This is a genomic window from Castellaniella caeni NBRC 101664, from assembly GCF_001592225.1.
GTDB classification, from domain to species: Bacteria; Pseudomonadota; Gammaproteobacteria; order Burkholderiales; family Burkholderiaceae_B; genus Castellaniella; species Castellaniella caeni.
On sequence record NZ_BCWN01000006.1, the window covers coordinates 1 to 21,850 of the forward strand.

18 protein-coding genes are annotated in these 21,850 nt (G+C 66.1%); 7 read left to right on the plus strand and 11 right to left on the minus strand.

Annotated features, from left to right (window positions below):
• Nucleotides 1-95: 95 nt before the first annotated feature.
• The 4 genes from CCA01S_RS05420 to CCA01S_RS05435 form a co-directional block, all read right to left on the minus strand.
• Entirely contained in the window at nucleotides 96-800 is a 705-nt protein-coding gene (locus CCA01S_RS05420) for an ABC transporter ATP-binding protein (RefSeq protein WP_066455182.1), read from the minus strand.
• Nucleotides 793-2,571 (minus strand): branched-chain amino acid ABC transporter ATP-binding protein/permease, encoded by a 1,779-nt coding sequence (locus tag CCA01S_RS05425; RefSeq protein ID WP_066455184.1) that lies wholly within the window; start codon nucleotides 2,569-2,571, stop codon nucleotides 793-795. The genes CCA01S_RS05420 and CCA01S_RS05425 overlap by 8 nt, the downstream gene beginning before the upstream one ends.
• A gap of 13 nt (nucleotides 2,572-2,584) precedes the next feature.
• Nucleotides 2,585-3,451 (minus strand): branched-chain amino acid ABC transporter permease, encoded by an 867-nt coding sequence (locus CCA01S_RS05430; protein WP_066455187.1) that lies wholly within the window; start codon nucleotides 3,449-3,451, stop codon nucleotides 2,585-2,587.
• An 84-nt stretch (nucleotides 3,452-3,535) separates the two neighbouring features.
• On the minus strand, nucleotides 3,536-4,738 hold the full coding sequence (locus CCA01S_RS05435) for an ABC transporter substrate-binding protein (protein WP_066455189.1): 1,203 nt from the start codon (nucleotides 4,736-4,738) through the stop codon (nucleotides 3,536-3,538).
• A 235-nt stretch (nucleotides 4,739-4,973) separates the two neighbouring features.
• Here CCA01S_RS05435 and CCA01S_RS05440 point away from each other — a divergent pair, with 235 nt between their 5' ends.
• Nucleotides 4,974-5,996, plus strand: coding sequence for a LacI family DNA-binding transcriptional regulator (locus CCA01S_RS05440; RefSeq protein ID WP_066455195.1), 1,023 nt, complete (start codon nucleotides 4,974-4,976; stop codon nucleotides 5,994-5,996).
• Between the two features lie 89 nt (nucleotides 5,997-6,085).
• Nucleotides 6,086-8,923 carry a M16 family metallopeptidase gene (locus CCA01S_RS05445; protein ID WP_066455198.1) on the plus strand — a complete coding sequence of 946 codons (2,838 nt, stop codon included), beginning with the start codon at nucleotides 6,086-6,088 and terminating at the stop codon, nucleotides 8,921-8,923.
• Here the strand turns inward: CCA01S_RS05445 and dnaJ are convergent.
• The 5 genes from dnaJ to hrcA all read right to left on the minus strand — a co-directional run bounded on the left by dnaJ (nucleotide 8,920) and on the right by hrcA (nucleotide 15,209).
• Entirely contained in the window at nucleotides 8,920-10,047 is a 1,128-nt protein-coding gene (dnaJ, locus tag CCA01S_RS05450; RefSeq protein ID WP_066455201.1) for a molecular chaperone DnaJ, read from the minus strand. The genes CCA01S_RS05445 and dnaJ overlap by 4 nt on opposite strands.
• Before the next feature lie 140 nt (nucleotides 10,048-10,187).
• On the minus strand, nucleotides 10,188-12,110 hold the full coding sequence (gene dnaK, locus CCA01S_RS05455; RefSeq protein ID WP_066455204.1) for a molecular chaperone DnaK: 1,923 nt from the start codon (nucleotides 12,108-12,110) through the stop codon (nucleotides 10,188-10,190).
• Nucleotides 12,111-12,253: 143 nt separating this feature from the next.
• Nucleotides 12,254-12,835: a nucleotide exchange factor GrpE gene (gene grpE / locus CCA01S_RS05460; RefSeq protein WP_066455535.1), complete on the minus strand. Its 582-nt coding sequence runs from the start codon at nucleotides 12,833-12,835 to the stop codon at nucleotides 12,254-12,256.
• A gap of 160 nt (nucleotides 12,836-12,995) precedes the next feature.
• A complete protein-coding gene (gene hemH, locus CCA01S_RS05465) occupies nucleotides 12,996-14,042 on the minus strand; it encodes a ferrochelatase (protein ID WP_066455213.1) in 1,047 nt (348 codons plus the stop codon).
• Between the two features lie 153 nt (nucleotides 14,043-14,195).
• Complete coding sequence (hrcA, locus tag CCA01S_RS05470) at nucleotides 14,196-15,209, minus strand: heat-inducible transcriptional repressor HrcA (RefSeq protein WP_066455216.1); 1,014 nt, start codon at nucleotides 15,207-15,209, stop codon at nucleotides 14,196-14,198.
• A 119-nt stretch (nucleotides 15,210-15,328) separates the two neighbouring features.
• Between hrcA and CCA01S_RS05475 the strand changes: the two genes are divergently transcribed.
• Nucleotides 15,329-16,240 carry an NAD kinase gene (locus CCA01S_RS05475; protein ID WP_066455217.1) on the plus strand — a complete coding sequence of 304 codons (912 nt, stop codon included), beginning with the start codon at nucleotides 15,329-15,331 and terminating at the stop codon, nucleotides 16,238-16,240.
• Between the two features lie 5 nt (nucleotides 16,241-16,245).
• Nucleotides 16,246-17,895, plus strand: a complete 1,650-nt coding sequence (gene recN / locus CCA01S_RS05480) for a DNA repair protein RecN (RefSeq protein WP_066455219.1) — start codon at nucleotides 16,246-16,248, stop codon at nucleotides 17,893-17,895.
• 90 nt (nucleotides 17,896-17,985) lie between these two features.
• On the opposite strand, the gene fur is transcribed toward recN, so the two are convergent.
• Nucleotides 17,986-18,411 carry a ferric iron uptake transcriptional regulator gene (gene fur / locus CCA01S_RS05485; RefSeq protein WP_066455222.1) on the minus strand — a complete coding sequence of 142 codons (426 nt, stop codon included), beginning with the start codon at nucleotides 18,409-18,411 and terminating at the stop codon, nucleotides 17,986-17,988.
• A 155-nt stretch (nucleotides 18,412-18,566) separates the two neighbouring features.
• Here fur and CCA01S_RS05490 point away from each other — a divergent pair, with 155 nt between their 5' ends.
• On the plus strand, nucleotides 18,567-19,112 hold the full coding sequence (locus CCA01S_RS05490; protein WP_066455536.1) for an outer membrane protein assembly factor BamE: 546 nt from the start codon (nucleotides 18,567-18,569) through the stop codon (nucleotides 19,110-19,112).
• Nucleotides 19,113-19,114: 2 nt separating this feature from the next.
• Nucleotides 19,115-19,906 carry a 4-hydroxy-tetrahydrodipicolinate reductase gene (dapB, locus tag CCA01S_RS05495; RefSeq protein WP_066455538.1) on the plus strand — a complete coding sequence of 264 codons (792 nt, stop codon included), beginning with the start codon at nucleotides 19,115-19,117 and terminating at the stop codon, nucleotides 19,904-19,906.
• Between the two features lie 19 nt (nucleotides 19,907-19,925).
• On the opposite strand, the gene murB is transcribed toward dapB, so the two are convergent.
• The gene (gene murB, locus CCA01S_RS05500; protein WP_066455540.1) at nucleotides 19,926-21,062 is read right to left on the minus strand and encodes a UDP-N-acetylmuramate dehydrogenase; all 1,137 of its coding nucleotides are present in this window, start codon (nucleotides 21,060-21,062) and stop codon (nucleotides 19,926-19,928) included.
• 156 nt (nucleotides 21,063-21,218) lie between these two features.
• Between murB and CCA01S_RS05505 the strand changes: the two genes are divergently transcribed.
• Nucleotides 21,219-21,836, plus strand: a complete 618-nt coding sequence (locus tag CCA01S_RS05505; RefSeq protein WP_066455225.1) for a hypothetical protein — start codon at nucleotides 21,219-21,221, stop codon at nucleotides 21,834-21,836.
• Nucleotides 21,837-21,850 lie beyond the last annotated feature (14 nt).

Below are 21,850 nucleotides of genomic sequence, written 5' to 3' on the forward strand. Positions count from 1 at the left end.
CGTCTTGGTGCTGACAGCTCTCCACGGATCGGCCTGCAGGCCGATCCGATTCGCCAGGCACAGATCAGCCCGCAGGGGCTGATCTGTGTCCTGGCTCATCCCCCCAGATATGCCTTTTTGATGTGGGGGTTGCCCAGCAGCTCGGCGCCCGTGCCTTCCAGCACGATGGTGCCGTTTTCCAGCACGTAGCCGCGGTCGGCGAGCTTGAGCGTCTGGAAGACGTTCTGCTCGACCAGCAGCACCGTCATGCCGCTGGCCGTGATGCGCTCGATGATGTCGAACATCTGCTGCACCAGCAGCGGCGACAGGCCTACCGAAGGCTCGTCGAAAATCAGCAGCCGGGGCCCGGCCATCAGGCCGCGGGCAATCGCCACCATCTGCTGCTCGCCGCCCGACAGCGAGCCCGCCAGCTGGTTCAGGCGCTCTTGCACGCGCGGAAAGATCTCCAACACCTCGGCCATGCGCCGCGCCGCCTGCGCCCGGGCCGCGGGCTTGTAAGAGCCCATCAACAGATTATCGCGCACGGTAAAGCCGGGAAACAGCTGCCGTCCTTCGGGGATCATCGTGATCCCCGCAGCCACCACATCGAACGCGTTGCGATTGGCCAGATCGACCCCCTCGAACTCGACCACGCCCTGCGTGACGGGGATGATGCCGCAGATGGCCTTGAGCATGGTGGTCTTGCCCGCCCCGTTGGCACCGATCAGGGTGACGACTTCGCCCGCCTGGACGTCGAAGCTGACCTTGTCCAGCACCTGAGTCTTGCCGTAGCCGGCGCAGAGATTGGTCACTTTAAGCATGCTGCTGCTCCCGGCCCAGATAGGCCTCGATCACTTGCGGGTTTTCCACCACCTCGCGCGGCGAGCCGCTGGTGAGCACCTGCCCCTCGCTGATGACGATGATGCGGTCGGACAAAGCCATGACGGCCTGCATCATGTGCTCGATCATGACCACCGACACCCCCGACTCGCGCACGCGGCGGATCATCGCGATGGCCCGGTCGATGTCGGTGGGATTCAGGCCCGCCATCACCTCGTCCAACAGCAGGATCTTGGGCCGCGTCGCCAGGGCACGCGCCACTTCCAGGCGCTTGACCCCGCCCACCGTCAGGTTGCGTGCTTCGACGCCAAGCAGCTCGGTGAGGTCGGTCAGGTCGGCCACCTCGAGCGCGACGGCTTCGGCCTCGTGGCGGTCGGTGGTGTTGATGAAGGCCCCCAGCATGATGTTCTCGAGCACCGTCAGGCTGGTGAAGGGCAAGGCGGTCTGGAAAGTGCGGCTCAGCCCCTGGTGCGCGTATTCATAAGGCGCGTTGCAACTGGCCCACTGGCCGCTGCGCGCGCGCAGGCGGATCGTGCCCTGGTCGGGCCGGATGAAACCCGAGAGCTGGTTGAATACCGTGGTCTTGCCCGCGCCGTTGGGGCCGATGATGCCCAGGATCTCGTTTTCAAACAGCGTCAGCGACACGTCGTTGGTGGCACGCAGGCCGCCGAAGTTCTTGAACAGATTGCGCGCCTCGAGCACGGGCGTTTCCTGACGCGCGCAGCCCTGTGCCAGCCGCCCAGCCCGCACCGGCGCCACAGGAGCCCGGCCCAGGTAGGGCAGGCGCGACACCCAGCGCCCCACGCGGGCGCCGAACGAACCCACCAGCCCCTGCGGGATGGTCAGCACGACGACCACCAGCACGACGCCATAGATCAGCCCGTGCAGCCCGTTGCTCACGCCGCTCAGCCAGGCGCGCGCCAGTTCGGCAATCGGCAGCACCAGGAACGTACCGGCAATCGGCCCGGCCAGCGTGCCCATGCCGCCGATGAGCGCAAACATGGCGATCTGAATGGACAATTCGAGCGAAAAGGCGGATTGCGGATCGACGAAGGTGAGATAGGTGATGTGGAAGGTGCCGACGATGCTGGTGAGCATGGCCGACAGCACGGCGGCCTGCGTTTTCTTGCTGGCCGTGTTCACCCCCACGGCCTGCGCCGCGTCCTCGCGCTCGCGGATGGCCAGCAAGTAGTGCCCCAGGCGCGATTTGCGGATCAGCCACGAGGCCCAGAAGACGAACAGGAACAAGCCGAAGGCGATGATCAGGTAATTGGTCTTGTTACGGAAGATCATCCATTCCCAGCCGATGTTCAGCGGCAGGCTGATGCCGCTGGAGCCGCCCGTCCAGCTTTCCTCGTGGATCACCAGCAGGCGCACCACTTCCAGGATGGCGATGGTGGCCAGCGCGAAGAACGGGCCTTTCAGGCGCAGGGTGGGATAGCTGATGATGACGGCCACCACGCCGGAGATCACCGCCCCGGCCAGCATGCCGATCCAGGGGCTGATGCCGTAGGCCTGCGTGAGCAGCGTGGCGGTATAGCCGCCGATACCGTAGAACACGGCATGGCCCAGCGAGAGCTGCCCGGCAAAGCCGCCGACGATGTTCCAGGCGATCGACAGCGCGGCAAAGACGAAGATGAGGACGAAGAGATTGGTCCAGAAGGCCGTGTCCAGCGCCAGAGGCACGAGAAACGCGAGCACCAGAACCGCTAGACTGACGTACGCTTTTGGATTGCGAAAATCGGGGAACATGAGGCGCTCCTGCTTATTCAGTGCCCAACCCGAACAGCCCGCTGGGGCGCAGGATCAGAATCAGCAAAAAAATACCGAAATAGACGACTTCCTTGAGATCGGGCGCAATGTAGAAGCCCGCCAGGGTGTCCACCACGCCGATGATGAGCGAGCCCACGACCGCGCCGTAGAGGTCCCCCATGCCGCCCAGCACCACGATCACGAAAGCCGTCAGCACGAAATACGTGCCCACCGTGGGAAACACCGGATACTGCGGCGCCAGCAGGCCGGCGGCCACCCCCACGAAGGCCGAGCCCAGGCCGAAGGCGATCACGTAGACAAACTTGACGTTGACCCCCATGAGCATGGCGGCGTAGCGCTGCTGGGCCACGGCCCGCAGCGCGCGCCCCAGATAGGTGCGGTGCATGAACAGGTGCAGGCCCACGGCCAGGGCGATGGCGATCACAAACGTGACCACCTGCCCCGTCACCAGGGAAAACGGGCCCACCTCGAACGAACCTGTGCCCACCGAGGTATGCGCCCGGAAGACGTCGGCGCCAAAGATCACCAGCGCCAGGTTGAGCAGAATGGTGGACACACCCACCGTGGCGAAAATCTGGATTTCTTCGCCCGCGTCCAGCAGCGGCTCGATCACCACTTTCTGCACGAAGGCCCCCAGGGCAAACAACACGATGGCCGCGGGCACCAGGCCGATGTAAGGGTGGACACCCAGGTGCGCCGCCATCAGATAGACGAAGTACATGCCGATCATCAGAAATTCGCCGTGGGCGAAGTTGACGACACGCACGACACCGAAGATGAGCGTCAGGCCCAGGCTGATGATCATGTAGGCCCCCCCCAGCAGGAGACCATTGATGATCAACTGGAAAAAAATATCCATGGTCAATCTCGCGAAAGAATGAAGGTTCCGTGCCGGGGAGGAAAGTCAGCCCGGGCGCCAGGCATGGCAGCGACGGCGTCTTGCCTACTTCTTGAACTCGGGCGTGCCCTGGGCCAGGTTCTTGGGCTCGATGGTCACCAGTTCGCCGTTTTGCCACTGCATCACGTAGAAGTCCGAGGCCTCGTTCTGGCCATCTTGGGCAAAGTCAAAGCCCCAGCCATTAGCGCTTTCGCCCGCGGGCTTCTTGTAGGCCAGCACAGCGGCGCGGATCTTGTCCTTGTCAAACGACTTGGCCTGGGCCAGGATGTCCAGAAACGCCTTGGCCCCCACGTAGTTGGCCAGGCTGTGGCCCGACTGGGGCGCGCCCTTGTAGGCCGCCTTGTACTCGGCCAGAAATTTTTCCAGCCCCGGCGCGCCCTTGGGGTTGATCGACGCCTGGGGGAAATCCAGGTCGAAAACGCCATTGATGTCCGCCCCCACGGCCTTGGCGGTGTCCATCAGCGAATAGCCGCCCCCCGCGCCGATCACCACCTTTGGGTGGAAGTTGGCGTCTTTGGCCTGGCGGAAATACAGGATCGTGTCATTCTGGTATGACGTCTGCAGCACCACATTGGCCTTGGCCCCCTTCAGACGCAAGATGAGCGACGACAGGTCAACCGATTTGGCCGAGTAAGACAGCGTCTCGACCACCTTGTAGCCCAGCTCGGCGGCGCGCTTTTTCTCGGTGGCCGCCACGTCGGTGCCATAGGGGCCGTCTTCATGGATGATGCCGATGCGGATGTCCTTGGCGTCCAGCCCCATGCCCGGCGCAATCAGGCCATGCAGGGCATCCACCACGGCCACGCCGTACTTGGCGGTGTTCGGGTTGCTGCGAAACAGATACTGATAGCCGCGCGTGGTGACCTTGTGCGCGGTGGCCCCCAGTTCAAAATACGGGATGCCCGCCAGCTCGGTGACTGGCGACGCGGCATACGACAGGCCCGAGGCATAGCTGCCGAACACCGCCACCACGCCGTCGGACACCAGGCGCTTGGCGCCCGACACCGCCTGGTTGGGATCCACGGCATCGGCCTTGACGAGTTCGATCTTGTCGCCGTTGATGCCGCCCGCCGCGTTCACCTCGTTGACGGCAAGCTCGACCCCACGAAAGCTTTCTTGTCCCAACAGCGCCAGCCCGCCGCTGAACGGAAACAGGGCGCCCACCTTCACCGTGGCCGCGGATGCCGCGGCAGCCCCCAGCGCCAGGGTGCCCAATGCGATAGCCAGAACCGCTTTTTTGAATTTCATGCCTACACTCCTTGATTCCTCGGGTTTTCGGGTGGAACCCTCTTCCGGGATTCGCGTCCGTTTTCAATACCGCATTTTTGAAGCGCTTCAACTCTAATGTTTTAAAAACAGCAGTTACAATGCTGCTGTATGAGAATAGAGAAAAATGAAGCGTTTCAAATCTGTGCCGGCATAGGTTACCATGGGCCGCTCAGACACTGTCAATGAGTAAACACCCGAAGTCTTCAAGCACGCCATGACGTACAGCAGACCCACCTTGGCCGATGTCGCCCGCTTGGCCGGCGTATCGCTGGGCAGCGCCTCGCGCGCCCTTTCCGTGCCCGATCGCGTCAAGCCCAAAACGCTCGAAGCCGTACACAATGCGGTGGCCCAGTTGGGCTACATCCGCGACGGCGCGGCGCGCGCCCTGGCCTCGCGTCGCAGCCAGACCATCGCCGCCGTCTACCCCACGCTGAACAACCCCATCTTCGCCCACTCGACGCATTCCATTCAGCAGACGCTCTGGGCCCAGGGCTACCAGCTGCTCATCGTCAGCCACGAATACCATACCGAGACCGAGGTCTCCCTCATCCGCGCCACCCTCGAAAAAGGCGTGGACGGCATCATCATGGTGGGCACCGACCACGAAGACGCGGTCTTCAGCCTGCTGCGCCAGTACAAGCTGCCCTATGTGCTCACCTGGTCGGTGGACGGCAGCCAGCACCCGTATTGCGTCGGCATTTCCAATTTCGATGCGGCCTACCAGCTGGCCAGGCTGGCCCTGGGCAAGGGCCACACCCGCCTGGGCATCTGCGGCGGCACGATCGTCGGCAACGAGCGCGCCCGCTACCGGCGCGCCGGCATCCTGGCCGCGGTGCACGAAGCCGGGCTCACGATTCCCGCCGAATGGATCATCGAGCACGCGTTTTCCTACGAGGGCGGACGCCAGGCCATCCGGCACATCTGGCAGATGTCGCCGCGTCCCACAGTCGTGCTGTTTGGCACTGACCTGCAAGCCATGGGTGCCCTGCACGAATGCCGCCGCCTGGGCATCCGAGTACCCGACGACATTTCGCTCATCGGTTTCGACGGCCTCGAAGAGGCCGCCATGATGCAGCCCGAGCTCACCACCATCCGCATCCCCGACAGCGACATCGGCACCCGGGCCGCCCACATCATCGTCGATCTGCTGGCCGACCTGCCCGTGCCGCCCCAGCAGCCGCTGCGGCCCACGTTGATTCCGGGCGCCAGCCTGGGGGCGCCGCCCGCCGGGCGCTGAACACAGTCGGCCAAAGACACGCCCCGGCACCCGCGTGGCCGCGCCAATTGCGGTAACGTTATGCGCAATACACCACCGAGTGCCCCCCCATGACACGCTCTCTTTCCACCCTCGTTCGCCTGGCGTCGGGCGCGCTGCTGGCCGGCGCCCTGGTTGCCGCCAGCCTGGCCGGCACCGCCACGCCCGCCAGCGCCGCCACGGACACCAGCGCAACACGCGGCACGGCGCCCGACGCCGATACGCCTTCGGGCACATCCACCGGCGCCGCGATCCTGCCCAAGGGCATCCAGCGCGTGGTGCTCATCGAGGGCGTCACCGAATACCGCCTGGCCAACGGCCTGCAGGTGCTGCTGGCGCCCGACGACTCGCGCGCGCAGACCACCGTCAACATGAGCTACCGCGTGGGTTCGCGCAACGAAGGGCCGGGCGAAACCGGCATGGCGCACCTGCTCGAACACCTGCTGTTTCGCGGCAGCCCCAAGCACCCGGACGCGTTGGCCGAATTCTCGCGCCGCGGCCTGGCCGCCAATGGTTCGACCACGGTCGATCTGACCAACTTCTACGCCACCTTCGCCAGCGACCCGGACACCCTGCGCTGGTATCTGTCCTGGCAGGCCGACGCCATGCTCAACGCGCGCATCGGCCGCGCCGACCTGGACGCCGAAATGCCAGTCGTACTCAATGAGATGGAGCGCGGCGAAAACAGCCCCTTCAGCATGCTGCTGCAGCAGACCGACGCCGCCAGCTACGTCTGGCATCCCTATGGCCGCAGCGTGATCGGCGCGCGCTCCGATGTCGAGCACGTGGACGTCGCCCAGCTGCGGGCGTTCTACCACCGCTACTACCAGCCCGACAACGCCACGCTCATCGTCACGGGCCGCTTCGACGCCGGGCAGGTGCTGCGGTGGATCGCCGACGACTTCGGCCCCCTGGCCAAACCCGCGCGCACCCTGCCGCCGGAATACACGGTCGAGCCCGTGCAGCAGGGCGCACGCGCCATCACCCTGCGCCGCATCGGTGGCAGCCCCATCGCCATCGTGCAGTACCACTACCCGGCGGCTGACAGCGATGCCTACACGGCACTGTCCATGGGCACCGACATGCTGGCCGACACCCCTGCCGGGCCGCTCTACCAGGCTCTGGTCAAGACGGGCCAGGCCAGCAGCGTCTTCGGCTTTGCCCGCGGGTTGCGGCAGCCCGGCTACGCCGTTTTCGGCGCCCAGCTGCAGCCCGGCGCCAAGCCGGAAGCCACCCTGCGGACGCTCGAACAGACGCTCGAGTCCAGCGGCATCCAGCAACTGGACGCCGCCGCGCTGGAGCGCAACCGCACGGCCTGGCTGAACCAATGGAAACAGGTCTACAACCAGCCCGCCAGCCTGGCCGATGCCTTGTCCAACGCCGTTGCGCGCGGCAACTGGCAGCTGTTCTTCATCGAGCCGCTGCGCGTCAAGGCCCTGACGCTGGCCGGCATCCAACAGGCGCTGGCGGCGTGGCTGCTGCCCAGCAACCGCACCAGCGGCCTGTACCTGCCCACGCCCCAGCCGCACGACGCACCCGCGCCGCCCCGCGCCGATCTGCAGCCCTGGCTCAAACAGCTGAAGACAGGCACCACGCGTCCCGCCGTCGCGGCATTCGATACCAGTCCCCAGGCCATCGACGCGGCCACGCAGCGCGGCACGCTCACCCTGGACAATGGCACCGTGGCGCTGGCCCTGCTGCCCAAGGCCACGCCCGGCGAGCAGGTGCACGGCTTCATTCGCCTGCACTTTGGCACGGCCCAGGCCATGCGAGGCCTGGGGCTGGTGCCCTCGGTCACGGCAGCCATGCTGCTGCGCGGCACCGACAGCCTCACGCGCCAGCAGATCGAAGACCGCCTGAACGCACTGGATTCCGACCTTTCCTTCACGGCTGACGGCAACACACTGACGATCGGCCTGCGCAGCACGCGCACCCACCTGTCCGAACTGCTGCAACTGGCTTTCCAGGCGCTGCGCCATCCCAACTTCCCGGCGTCCGAACTGGCCGAAATCCAGCACAGCCTGAGCGGCAGCATAGAAGACGAGGCCGTCAGCCCCGCCTATCTGGTGCGCAATACCCTGCAGCGTTACGGCCAGCCCTGGCAGCCCGACGACATTCGCTACACCCCGACCACGTCCGAACTACTGGCACAGACCAGGACGCTCACCCGCGCGCAGCTGCGGCAGTTTCACGACCGCTTCTACGGCGCGGGCGACATCAGCGTGGCGCTCGTGGGCGACTTCGATCCCCAGGCCCTGCGCCACAGCCTGCAAGCGGGGCTGGCGGGCTGGCAGCGGGCGCCCGCCTACACGCGCATCCCCGATCCCTGGTACGCCGTGACGCCGAAAACCTTCCACATCCCGGCGCCGGGCAAGGCCAATGCCAACTACCTGGCCACCCTGCCCTTGAAAATCCAGGACAGCGACCCGCGCTGGCCCGCCCTGATGCTGGCCAACTACCTGCTGGGCGGCTCGGAAGACTCGCGCCTGTGGCAAAGCATCCGCGTCAAGCAGGGCCTGTCGTACGGCGTGGGCAGCAATCTGCGGGCCTCGGCCTTCGAACCCTCGGGCGCCTGGTCGCTTTTTGCCACCACGGCCGCGCGAAACGCCCAAACACTGCAACGGGCCATGCGCGACACGCTGGCCGCCACGCTGAAAGACGGCTTCACGCAAAAAGAGGTGGATGAAGGCGTGCGCTCGCTGGCCAACTATCTGCAGCTGGGCCGCTCAAGCGACACCTGGCTGGCCGATCGCTGGCTCGATTACCTGGACACGGGCCGCAGTTTCGCCTGGCAGCAGCACATCCTTGACGCGCTCCAGGGTTTGCAAGCCGCCCAGGTCAATGACGCGATGCGCGCCGTGCTCAAGCCCGACGCGTTCAGCATCGCCATTGCCGCCGACTCGCACTAGGAGAAGAAGTTCTTCACCTTGTCCGTCCACGATTCGCTTTTGGGCGAATGGCGATCTCCGCCCGTGGTGAGGGACGCCTCGAACTGACGCAACAGGGCCTTTTGTTCGTCGTTCAGGCGCACCGGCGTCTCGACGGCGATGTGGCAGTACAGGTCACCGGGATAGCTGGAGCGGATGCCCTTGATGCCCTTGCCGCGCAAGCGGAAGGTCTTGCCAGTCTGCGTGCCTTCGGGGATGGTGATCTCGCCGCGCCCGGCCAGGGTCGGCACTTCGAGCGTGCCGCCCAGCGCCGCCTTGGTAAACGGAATGGTGAGCTCGCAGTGCAGGTCTTCGCCGTCGCGCTGGAAAATACCGTGCGGCTTGATGCGGATTTCCACGAACAGGTCGCCCGCGGGCCCGCCATTGACACCTGGTTCACCGTTGCCCGACGAACGGATGCGCATGCCGTCGTCGATCCCGGCCGGGATTTTCACCTGCAGGGTCTTGTTCTTGCGGATGCGCCCCACTCCGTCGCACTCGGCGCAGGGGTTGGAGATTTCCTTGCCGCTGCCGTGGCACGTCGGGCAGGTCTGCTGCACGCTGAAAAAGCCCTGCTGCATGCGCACGGCACCGCTGCCGCCGCAGGTGTGGCAGGTGTGCGGCTTGGTGCCCGGCTTGGCGCCCGAACCGTGGCAGGTATCGCAGGTTTCCCAGCTGGGGATGCGGATTTCAGTGTCGAAGCCGTTGGCGGCCTGTTCGAGGCTGATCTCCAGGTTGTACTTGAGGTCGGCGCCACGATAGACCTGCGGCCCACCACCGCCACGGCGCCCGGCGGCCCCGCCGAAGATCTCGCCGAAGATGTCGCCAAAGGCATCGGCAAAGCCGCCCGCCCCACCCATGCCCGCACCGGCGGCATTGGGATCGACCCCGGCATGGCCGAAGCGATCGTAGGCCCCGCGCTTTTCAGCGTCGGACAGCATCTCGTAGGCCTCTTTGACCTCTTTGAACTTGTCCTCGGCCTCTTTGCTGCCCGGGTTGCGATCCGGGTGGTACTTCATGGCCAGCTTGCGGTAGGCCTTGCGGATGTCGTCATCCGACGCGTTCTTGGCCACCCCAAGGACTTCGTAAAAATCTCGTTTTGCCATTGGTCTTGATTACTTGCTTGAATCGCTGCTGATGGAAGGACACAAGCCCGGGCCGACCAAAAGGCCGGAACCGGGCTGGTGCGTGAGTGGGCGCCCATCCAGCCCGCCGCGGCACGCGGCAGCCCGGCGGGCGTCAGCAATCAGTCGGGCTTGACTTCCTTGAAGTCGGCATCCACGACGTTGTCATCAGCCGGTTTCGCGCCATCCGCAGCCGTGGCGCCTTCAGCCGCCGCCTTGGCCTGCATGTCGGCGTACATCTTCTCGCCCAGCTTTTGCGAGGCCGTGGCCAGCGCCTCGGACTTGGCGTCGATCTCGGCCTTGTCGTCGCCCTTGGCGGCTTCTTCAAGCGCTTTGATCGCGGCTTCGATGGCTTCCTTCTCGGACGCTTCGAGCTTGTCGCCGTATTCGGTGAGCGACTTGCGCGTGGCGTGCACCAGGCCATCGGCCTGGTTGCGCGCCTGGGCGAGTTCGGCCACGCGGTGATCTTCCTCGGCATTGGCCTCGGCGTCTTTCACCATGCGCTCGATCTCTTCTTCGCTCAGGCCCGAGCTGGCCTTGATGGTGATCTTGTTTTCCTTGCCCGTGCCCTTGTCTTTGGCCGACACGTGCAGGATGCCGTTGGCGTCGATGTCGAAGGTGACTTCGATTTGCGGCAGGCCGCGCGGTGCGGGCGGGATGCCTTCGAGGTTGAACTCGCCCAGCGCCTTGTTGCCGGCGGCCACTTCGCGTTCGCCCTGGAACACCTTGATGGTCACGGCAGGCTGGTTGTCGTCCGCCGTGGAGAACACCTGCGAGAAGCGGGTGGGGATCGTGGTGTTCTTCTTGATCATCTTGGTCATCACGCCGCCCAGGGTTTCGATGCCCAGGGACAGCGGGGTGACGTCGAGCAGCAGCACGTCCTTGCGATCGCCCGAGAGCACCGAGCCCTGGATGGCGGCACCGGCAGCCACGGCTTCGTCCGGGTTGACGTCCTTGCGCGGGTCGCGGCCAAAGAATTCCTTGACCTTGTCCTGCACCTTGGGCATGCGCGTCATGCCGCCCACCAGAATCACGTCATCGATTTCGGACACCTTGATGCCGGCGTCCTTGATGGCGATGCGGCAAGGCTCGATGGTGCGCTCGATCAGGTCTTCGACCAGGGCTTCGAGCTTGGAGCGCGTGATCTTCAGGTTCAGGTGCTTGGGGCCCGAGGCATCCGCCGTGATGTACGGCAGGTTGATTTCGGTCTGCTGCGTCGAGGACAGTTCGATCTTGGCCTTTTCAGCGGCTTCTTTCAGGCGTTGCATGGCCAGCACGTCCTTGGAGAGGTCGGTGCCGGAGTCTTTCTTGAACTCGTCGATGATGTAGTTGATGATGCGCAGGTCGAAGTCTTCGCCGCCCAGGAAGGTGTCGCCGTTGGTGGACAGCACCTCGAACTGCTTGTCGCCATCGACGTCGGCGATTTCGATCACCGAGACGTCGAACGTGCCGCCACCCAGGTCGTACACCACGATCTTGCGGTCGCCGCGCTCGGCCTTGTCCAGGCCGAAGGCCAGGGCCGCCGCCGTGGGTTCGTTGATGATGCGCTTGACTTCCAGGCCGGCGATCTTGCCAGCGTCTTTGGTGGCCTGGCGCTGGCTGTCGTTGAAGTAAGCCGGCACCGTGATGACGGCCTCAGTGACTTCTTCACCCAGGTAGTCTTCGGCGGTCTTTTTCATCTTGCGCAGGATGTCGGCCGACACTTGGGGCGGCGCGAGCTTCTTGTCTTGCGCCTCGACCCAGGCATCGCCATTGTCGGCCTTGAGAATCTGATAGGGCATCAGGTGGATGTCCTTCTGCACGGCCTTTTCGTCGAACTTGCGGCCAATGAGGCGCTTGACGGCGAAAATGGTGTTCTTGGGGTTGGTGACCGCCTGGCGCTTGGCGGGCGCGCCCACCAGCACTTCGCCGTCTTGCATATAGGCCACGATGGACGGCGTGGTGCGCGCGCCTTCGGAGTTTTCAATGATCTGAACCTTGGAGCCATCCAGCACTGCCACGCAGCTGTTGGTCGTCCCGAGGTCAATCCCGATGATCTTGCTCATGTGTTGTGATCCTGTCGATATTTGAATGGGGGGCGGAGTGCGTCCGCCGATGTCTCTGATGTGGGGCTGGCCCGGACGATTTCAAGGCCGGCCCGCCGTTTTTTCCGGGGCGGCGCGGCGCGACGGCGCGCGCGGCCCGCAGATCACGACTGCCCGGAGGACACCATCACCAGGGCGGGCCGCAGCACGCGGTCGGCGATGAGGTAGCCCTTTTGCAGGGTCTGCGCGACGGCGCCCTGGGGGTGTTCGGACGGCACGTTGGAGATGGCCTGGTGGCGGTGCGGGTCGAAGACTTCACCCGGCTGCGGTGCGATCTCGCGCATCTGATTGCGCTCGAAGGCCGTATTCAGCTGGCGCAGCGTGGCCTCGACGCCCTTTTGCCAGTCGTCGGCCGTCTGGTTTTCCTGTGCCAGGGCGGCTTCGAGGCTGTCGCGCACCGGAATCAGGCTCTCGGCAAACGACTCGGTGCCGAACTTGCGCGCCTTGGTCACGTCGTCCTGGGCGCGGCGGCGCACGTTTTCGACTTCGGCATGGGCGCGCAGCAGCTGGTCGTGGTAGTCCGAAATCTTGGCCTGGGCTTCAGCCAGCAGGGTGGCGAGGTCTTCGCCGGGCAGCTCGAGCGGGGCGTCCGCCGAGGTTTCGGGGGCCTTCGGAGCGTCTGCCGAACCCGACGCCGCCGCAGCGTGCGCGGCCTTCGGGTCCAACTCTTCCTGGGGTGCCGACATGGTGAATTCTCCAAAAACTGATGAATGCGAATGGTGCTGCATATGAGGGGAAAAACAGGGATTTCAAGGGCCCAAGAGCCCGCGCGCGTCGTAGCCGCCTGCCAGGCCGAGCGCGCACTCAACGACAAGGCGCAAGCGGCTGCATGCGGCCGGGCACCGATCAGATCCAGCCGACCAGGTTGCGCGCGAGCAAGTCCGAGAACCCGCGCACCCAGCCGGGCTGGGCGTTCAGACAGGGCACGTAGTGAAACTCGCGCCCACCCGCCGCCAGAAACGCGTGGCGGCAGGCCAGATTGATTTCTTCGAGGGTCTCGAGGCAGTCGGCCAGAAACCCCGGGCAAAGCACATCCACGGACGCCACGCCCGCGCGCGCCCAGGCTTCAAGCGTGGGCTGAGTATACGGCTGCAGCCAGGGGGCCGCGCCAAAGCGGCTCTGGAAGCAGACGTGCAGGCGCGCGCCATCAGCGCCCAGGCGGGCGCGCAGGGCTGCCGCCGTTCGCTGGCAATCGCGAAAATAGGGGTCGCCCTGCCGTACACAGGACTGCGGCAGGCCGTGAAAACTGAGCACCAGGCGCTCGGCCTGGCCATGCGCCTGCCAGTGCGCCTGCAGACTGTCGTACAGCGCATCGATGTACACCGCCTCTTCGTTGAAGCGGTCGAGAAAGCGCAGCGTGGGCTGATGCCGCAGCCGGGCCAGGTGCGCCGTCACGGCATCCACCACCGTGGCGGTCGTACCCGCCGCATACTGTGGGTAAAGTGGTGCCACCAGAATGCGTCCACAGCCAGCGGCGCGCAATTTTTCCAGCTGCGGCCCGATGGCGGGTTGCCCGTAGCGCATGGCCAGTTCGACGCGCACGTCCAGGCCCTGCGACCGCAGCGCGTCGTCCACCCCGGCGGCCAGATCCTGGCCGTACACGAGCAGGGGCGAGCCCCGGTCGAGCCAGACCTGCGCGTACTTGGGCGCAATCGCGCCCGGGCGGCGCGTGAGCACGAAGGCGCGCAGGATGACCTGCCACAACCAGCGGGGCAGCTCGACCACGCGCGGATCGGACAGGAACTCTTTCAGATAGCGGCGCACCGCGGCGGGCGTAGGCGCATCGGGCGTGCCCAGATTGACCAGCAGCACGCCCACCGGCCCGCGGCCAGGGCCCGCTACAGCGGGGTTCAAGGCGTCCGGGCCTTGGGGGTCAGAGATGAAGCGCGTCATAGGCAGAGGAATTCTCGGGCGGATCGAGGCAGATGCAAAGGCTCAATGATAAGGGTAAACCGCAGGGTGCCCTGCCCACCTGGGGCATCCCCGCATGACGCCAAGAATTGCCCCCGGCCGGTCGTCTCATGTGCGCGCCCCTGGCGGCACACGCTACGAGGCCGCCTGGCCCAGCGCGTTGGACAGCATGCGCGCGGTGATGTCCACGATGGGGATGACGCGCTCGTAGGCCATGCGGCTGGGGCCGATGACGCCCAGCGTGCCGATGACCTGGCCATCGACACTGTAGGGCGCCGTGATGACCGAGACGTCTTCCAGCGGCACCAGGCGCGAATCGCCGCCGATGTAGATTTGCACCCCCTGCGCATGGCTGGATACGTCCAGCAGGTGCAGAAGGTCGGTCTTTTGTTCGAACAAGGCGAAAAGGCGCCGCAGGCGATCCATGTCGGCGGTCATTTCGGAGACTTCGAGCAGCTTGCCCTCGCCCGAAATGACGACGGCCTCGTCGGCGGTATCGGGCGTGCCGATGCCGGCATCCACCGCCTGCTGCATGAGGCGCGTGATGTCGGAGCGCAGGGACGCGAGTTCGGCGGCCAACGACAGGCGAACCTCGTGAAACGACTTGCCGGAGAAATGCCGGTTGAAGAAATTGGAGGCTTCGAGGAGTTCGACCTCGGTGTATTCGCGCGGCACGAACAGGATGCGGTTCTGCACGTCGCCGTTGGGCGTGACGATGATGAGCAGGACGCGCTTGTCGGACAGGCGGATGAACTCGATGTGGCGAAACACCTGCGTGCGCTTGGGTGTGAGCACCACCCCGGCGAACTGTGACAGGTTGGACAGCAGCGAGGCCGCCGCCGTGACGGCGCGGCCCGGCTCGGCGGCGGGCAGGCAGTCGGCGATCCGCAGCCCGGGGCTGAGCTCGTAGGGCCGCACGGTAAGCAGGGTATCGACGAACAGGCGGTAGCCACGCGGCGTGGGCACGCGCCCGGCAGACGTGTGCGGGCTGTGAATGAGCCCGAGGTCTTCGAGATCGGCCATCACGTTGCGAATCGTGGCGGGAGAAAGGTCGAACACCTTGGACAGGGTGCGCGAACCGACGGGCTGCCCATCCGCGATGTATCGTTCTACCAACGCCTTGAGCAAAGCCTTTGCTCGATCATCCATGTCCTGTCCACCCATCACCCGGGACAAGCGCGACACGCCACCAACCGCAGGCACGCCTTCATCCCCCTATAATCGGATACTCCTTATTATTCCATTAATCGCACGAGGGACAGGCTTCCATGCACTTCAACACCGTGGCTCTGGTCGGCCGCTACCAGGATAGCGGGCTGGATGCGCCCCTGCGAAGGCTGGGGGCCGTCCTGCAAGACACCGGCTGCACGGTGCTGATCGAAGCAGAAACCGCGCAAAACACCGGCGTCACGCACTTCACCCCGGCATCATTCGCCGAGATCGGCGCGCGCGCCGATCTTGCCATCATCATGGGGGGCGACGGCACCATGCTGGCCGCCGCCCGCCAGCTGGCCACCTTCGACGTGCCGCTGATCGGCATCAACCACGGACGCCTGGGCTTCATCACCGACATCCCGCTGGGCAGCGCCGACGAAGCCATCACCGGCATCCTCAACGGCGCCTACGTGCAAGACGAACGCATCCTGCTCGAAGGCCGCGTCATGCGCGGCGACCAGCAGATGGTCTCGGGCCTGGCGCTCAACGACGTCATCATCAACCGCGCCGGGCGCGGCGGCATGATCGAACTGCGCGTCGAATGCAACGGCAACTTCATGCACAGCCAGCGCGCCGACGGCCTCATCATCGCCACCCCCACCGGCTCCACCGCCTACGCGCTCTCGGCGGGCGGGCCTATCCTGCATCCGCAGGTCAATGCCCTGGTGCTGGTGCCCGTGGCACCGCAGACGCTGTCCAACCGCCCCATTACCCTGCCCGAAGACTCCATCCTCAACATCACCATCCGGGCGCTGGGGCGGGTCGAATCCGGGGCCAGTGTGCACTTCGACATGCAGACGCTTTCCAACTGCCAGGAAGGCGACCGCATCGACGTGCGCCGCAGCCCGCACCGGGTGCGCTTCCTGCATTCGCAAGGCTACAGCTACTTCTCCACCCTGCGCAGCAAGCTCAACTGGAACCGCATGCTGCACCCCTGGGACGACCCCGACGACAACTCCCGATAAGGCCCATGCTGCGCACCCTGCACATTCTCGATTTCGTCATCGTCGATCAGGCGGAAATCGCCTTCGAGCCGGGCTTCACCGTCTTTTCCGGCGAAACCGGAGCCGGCAAGTCGATCCTGATCGACGCGCTCTCCCTGACGCTGGGGGGGCGCGGCGATGCCAGCCTGGTGCGCGAGGGCGCCGCCCGCGCCGACATCAGCGCGGTCTTTGACACGCCCCCCGCCGCCGCCCGCTGGCTGGCCGAACAGGCCATCGAGGGCACCGAACTCATCTTGCGCCGCGTCATCGACGCCCAGGGCCGCGGCAAGGCCTACATCAACGGCCTGCCCGCCACGCTCACCCAGCTGCGCGACCTGGGCGCCCTGCTGATCGACATCCACGGCCAGCACGCGCACCAAAGCCTGCTGGCCAGCGCCAGCCAGCGCGACATCCTCGACACCCAGGGGGGCCACGGCCAGGACGCGCTCGCCCTGCAAGCCGCCTGGGATGCCTGGCGCGCGGCGCTCGCCACGCTGGAATCCGCCCGTCGCGACGCAGCGGGCCAGGCGGCGGCGCTCGAAAAACTGCAGGACGACGTCGCCTTCCTCGACGCACTGGCGCCAGATCCCGACGAATGGCCCACGCTGTGCGCGCGGCAGTCGCGCCTGGCGCACGCCCAGGCGCTGCTGGCCGGCGCCAGCCAGGCCGCCGAGGCCCTGGACGGCGAATCCGGCTCGGCAAGCCAGGCGCTGCAGGCGGCCTTACAGGCCTTGCAGGCACTGGTGCGCCACGACCCGCGCCTCGAAGAACACTGCCAGGCGCTCGAATCGGCCCGCATCCTGTGCGCTGAAACCGTCTCAGGGCTCAACGCCTACGCCGACCGCCTCGAACTCGACCCCGACGCCCTGGCCCAGGCCGACGCCCGCATGAGCGAGATGTTCGCCGCCGCGCGCCGCTTCCAGGTCGAACCCGAAACGCTGGCCGAGCTGCACCGGCAGCTGGCGGCGCAACTGCGGCACAGCGCGGCGCAGCACGACATCGACGCCCTGGCCCAGGCCTGCGCCCAGGCCGAGGCGCGCTACCAGGCCGCCGCGCAGGCGCTCAGCGCCCGGCGCCAGACCACGGCCCGGCGTCTGTCCGAGCAGGTGACGGCGGCCATGCAGACCCTGTCCATGGAAGGCGGCACATTCCAGGTTCAGCTGGCGGCCTGCAAGCCGGGCGCGCACGGGCTGGAGACCGTCGAATTCCTGGTGGCCGGGCACGCCGGCGTGCCCGCGCGTCCGCTCAGCAAGGTGGCCTCGGGCGGCGAACTCGCGCGCATTTCACTGGCCCTGTCGGTCATCGCCAGCCAGGCGGCGCGCGTGCCGACGCTCATCTTCGACGAAGTGGACAGCGGCATCGGCGGCGGCGTGGCCGAAGTGGTGGGCCACCTGCTGGCCCAGCTGGGTCAGCGCCACCAGGTGCTGTGCGTCACGCACCTGCCCCAGGTGGCTTCCTGCGCCGGGCATCATTTTCAGGTCAGCAAGAAAACCCGCGCCCATAAAACGCTGTCCTCCATCCAGGCGCTGGACGCGGACGCGCGCGTACAGGAAATCGCCCGCATGCTGGGCGGCCTGAAAATCACCGACGCCACGCGCGACCACGCACGCGAGATGCTGCGCCTGTCGAGCCGCTGAAGCCGCGGGTTTCCCGCGCCCCCGTCCCTGTAAAGAAGAAGGCCCGCGTGCGGGCCTTGTCCCGGACAAAAGGGTGACGGGCGGGCGGCGTCAGGCCTTCTTGGCCTCGTGGCACTTGGGGCACACGCCGTAGAGCATCATGTGATGGCTTTCGAGGGTGAAGCCGTTTTCCTTGGCGATGCGGTGCTGGCGCTTTTCGATTTCGGGGTCGGAGAATTCGACCACCCGGCCGCAGTTGGTGCAGATGAGGTGATCGTGGTGATCGCCGTCGTTGAGTTCGAAGACCGACTTGCCGCCGTCGAACTGGCTGCGCAGCAAGATGCCGGCCTGCTCGAACTGGGTCAGTACCCGGTAGACCGTGGCCAGACCGATATCGACGTCTTCGGCGATGAGAGCACGATAGACGTCTTCGGCACTGTGGTGGCGGGTTTCGGCCTTGCGAAACACATCAAGAATCTTCAGGCGCGGAAACGTCGCCTTCAGCCCCATGTTTTTGAGCTCGATTTGATCATTCATGGTTCAAGTATCCTGGGTCGGGCGGAGGAATGCAAGCGAGCTTGACAGGCATTGGCCCCCGCCCTGCACATGCGCAAATCCGAATTCCCTTTATGATAGCGGTTTTGACGGCCACAATCCGGGGCCGGTCATCGATCACGGGGGCATGTGTGCGTATCCGAGCGAGTCAATTTTCCCGCACCGCGGGCATCTGTCTGGCGGCAAGTCTGCTGACTATCGGCCTGGCAGGCTGCGGCTCGAACAATTGGGGCTTTCCCTATCGAGCCACCGTCCAGCAGGGCAACTGGATCACCTCCGAACAGGTGGCCCAGCTCGAAGTCGGCATGACGCGCGACCAGGTGCGCTTCATTCTGGGCACGCCGACGCTCGAAGACATCTTCCACGCCGAGCGCTGGGACTACCCCTATTACAACCAGCCGGGCTACGGCAAGGACGAACTGCGCAAATTCACCGTCTGGTTCGAGAACGACCGCCTGACGCGCTGGTCGGGTGACGAACAACCCGATCGCCAACCCTTCCAGAAGAACGATTCCGGTAAAGAAGCGGTTCAGTCCGCCGACAAGGCACGCGCCGACGATGCCGCCCAGCAGGCCGCTTCCCCCGGCACCAACGACGCGGCGGCGCCCAATGCCAGCATCTCCACCGATACGCCCCAGGCCACCATCGAAACGGGCGTCGGCAACACCAAGAAGGGCCAGTGATCATGCGCATTGCCATTGCCGGAGCCTCGGGCCGCATGGGGCGCATGCTGATCCAGGCCGTCCTCGACACCGAAGACCTCACGCTGGCGGCCGCGCTCGACCGCGTGGGCAGCAGCGCCCTGGGTGAAGACGCGGGCGCGTTTCTGGGCACCCGCACGGGCGTACTCATCACCGACCAGCTGCAGGTGCTGGCCGACACCGACTGCCTCATCGACTTCACCCGCCCCGAAGGCACGCTGGCCCATCTCGAAGTCTGCGCCGCCCACGGCGTCAAATGCGTCATCGGCACCACGGGCTTCGACGCCCAGGGCAAGCAGGCCATCCGCGCGGCGGCCCAGAAAACGGCCATCGTCTTCGCGCCCAACATGAGCGTGGGCGTCAACGCCACCATCAAGCTGCTGGACATGGCCGCGCGCCTGCTCAACAGCGGCTACGACGTCGAAGTCTTCGAAGCACACCACCGCAACAAGGTGGACGCCCCCTCGGGCACGGCGCTGGCCATGGGTGAAGCCGTGGCGCACGCCTGGGGCGTGCAGCTCGACGACGTGGCCGACTGGGCGCGCCACGGCCATACCGGGGCGCGCGAAACCGGCCACATCGGCTTTTCAGTGCTGCGCGGGGGCGACATCGTGGGCGACCACACGGTGTACTTCTGCGGCACCGGCGAGCGCATCGAAATCACCCACCGCTCCAGCAGCCGCGCCACCTACGCGCAAGGCAGCCTGCGCGCCGCCCGCTACCTGGCACGCCGCGAGTTCGGCCTGTTCGACATGCAGGACGTGCTGGCCAGCTAAACGGGCAGGCGAAACGAACCTAATCCAGAATGACGGGCTCTTGCTCGAGTGCGACGCCAAAGCGCTCGCGCACGGCGCCGCGCACGGCCTGCGCCAGGGCCAGCACGTCGCTGGCTTGCGCACCGCCATGATTGACCAGCACCAGCGCCTGCCGCTCGTGCATGCCCACCGGCCCCAGGCGGCGCCCCTTCCAGCCCGCCTGTTCGATCAGCCAGCCCGCCGCCAGCTTCACCCGGCCATCCGGCTGCGGATAGGTGCGCAATTCAGGAAACCGCTGCCGTAGCTGCTGCGCCTGCGCGGCGGGCACCACGGGGTTCTTGAAGAAACTGCCGGCATTGCCCAGCACGGCTGGATCGGGCAACTTGCGGCGCCGGATGTCGCAAACCGCCTCATAGATCTGACGGGCCTTGGCGAGACTCGCCTGCGACCGCGCCAGCTCCTGCGCGGCCTGCCGCAGTACATCTGGCGCCATCCCTTGACCCGGCGCCACCCGCAGCGCGGGATGGTCGCGGACATCTGGATAATCCAGTCGAGGCTGCCAGGCCTTGGGCAGGACAAAGCGCACGCGCACGATCAGCCAGCGCCCTGCCCCGGCCCGCTTGAACACGCTGTCCCGATAGGCAAACGCGCAGTCGGCAGCCGACAGCGCTTGCTCGCGTCCGGCCAGCAAATCCCAGGCCAGCACCGAATGCAGCCGCTCGCCCACTTCCAGCCCATAGGCGCCGATGTTCTGTACCGGGGCCGCGCCCACCGTGCCCGGAATGAGCGCCAGGTTTTCCAGCCCTGGCCAGCCCTGCGCCAGGCAATGCGTCACGAAACCATGCCAGGGCTCGCCCGCCGCGGCCTCGACGAACCAGTGCGTCGCCGTCTCGCGCCACAGGCGGATGCCGCGCAAGGCCACGCGCAAAACCCGATGCCGCGGCTGCGGCTGCACCACGACGTTGCTGCCGCCCCCCAGCACGAACAGCGGCGCGCCGTCTTCCGGCTGTGCCCGATACCAGCGGCACACCTCGGGGAGGTGCGCCTCATCCGCCAGCACGGCGACCTGGGCCCAGGCAGGCAGACCCAGCGTGTTGCAGCCCTGCAGCGGCTGCCGGGCAAAGGCGAGAGGCGTCATAGCGTCGAAAGGGGGCGTGATCCACAAAGGCGTAAGCATACTGCGCGCCTCGGCCAGCATGAACCAGGGCGCACACCGCGCCGACATGCCAGGCGCAGGTCAAGCGCCCATGGGCCGCAGGGGCAAGGCGCCGCGCCCGCGTCGGCTCCTCTACAATGCCAGCTTTCTGTTCAAGATCGGGACGCTGCGAACGCGATGGACATCGTACTGACCCTGCTCGCCATCGTGGTGGCATGGCGGCTGCTGTGCCTGCAGTACCAGCGCGGCCACATCGCCCTGCTGGGGCGCCATCTGGCCCGCCTGCAGATCGAGCGCCACATGGAAACCCTGACGCAGGGCTACACCCGCGCCATCCACGAAAAAGATACCAGCCGCCAGCTGCAGATACTGGACGGCTTCAGCCAGACCGAGCGCACCGTGGCGGCGCAGCTGCGGACGCTGGCCGAGGCCATGCGCACAGAAGACGAACAGGCCACGCGCATGGGCATCCTGCCCTTTTGCGTGCCTTACCTGGAACGCTTTCTGCCGACCTCGACACGCGACTTCCGCGCGCTGCTGGACATCCATGCCCAGGGCCTGCGCCGCGTCGTGGACAACGCAGACCGCTGGGGCCCGAAAGAGCGCGCCTATCACCTCTCGGCCGAGCTGTACCTGATGCAGCACAGCTGCCACTGGTACTGCAAATCGCGCAGTGTGGCCGACGTCCGGCTCTCGGTACGCCACCAGGTCACGCGCCAGAAAGTGCTGGACTCCGTATCGGACGAGACCCGCCAGGCGTACTTGCGCTGGCTGCGCAGCGGCGCGGGCGGATAGTCCGACAAGTCTTG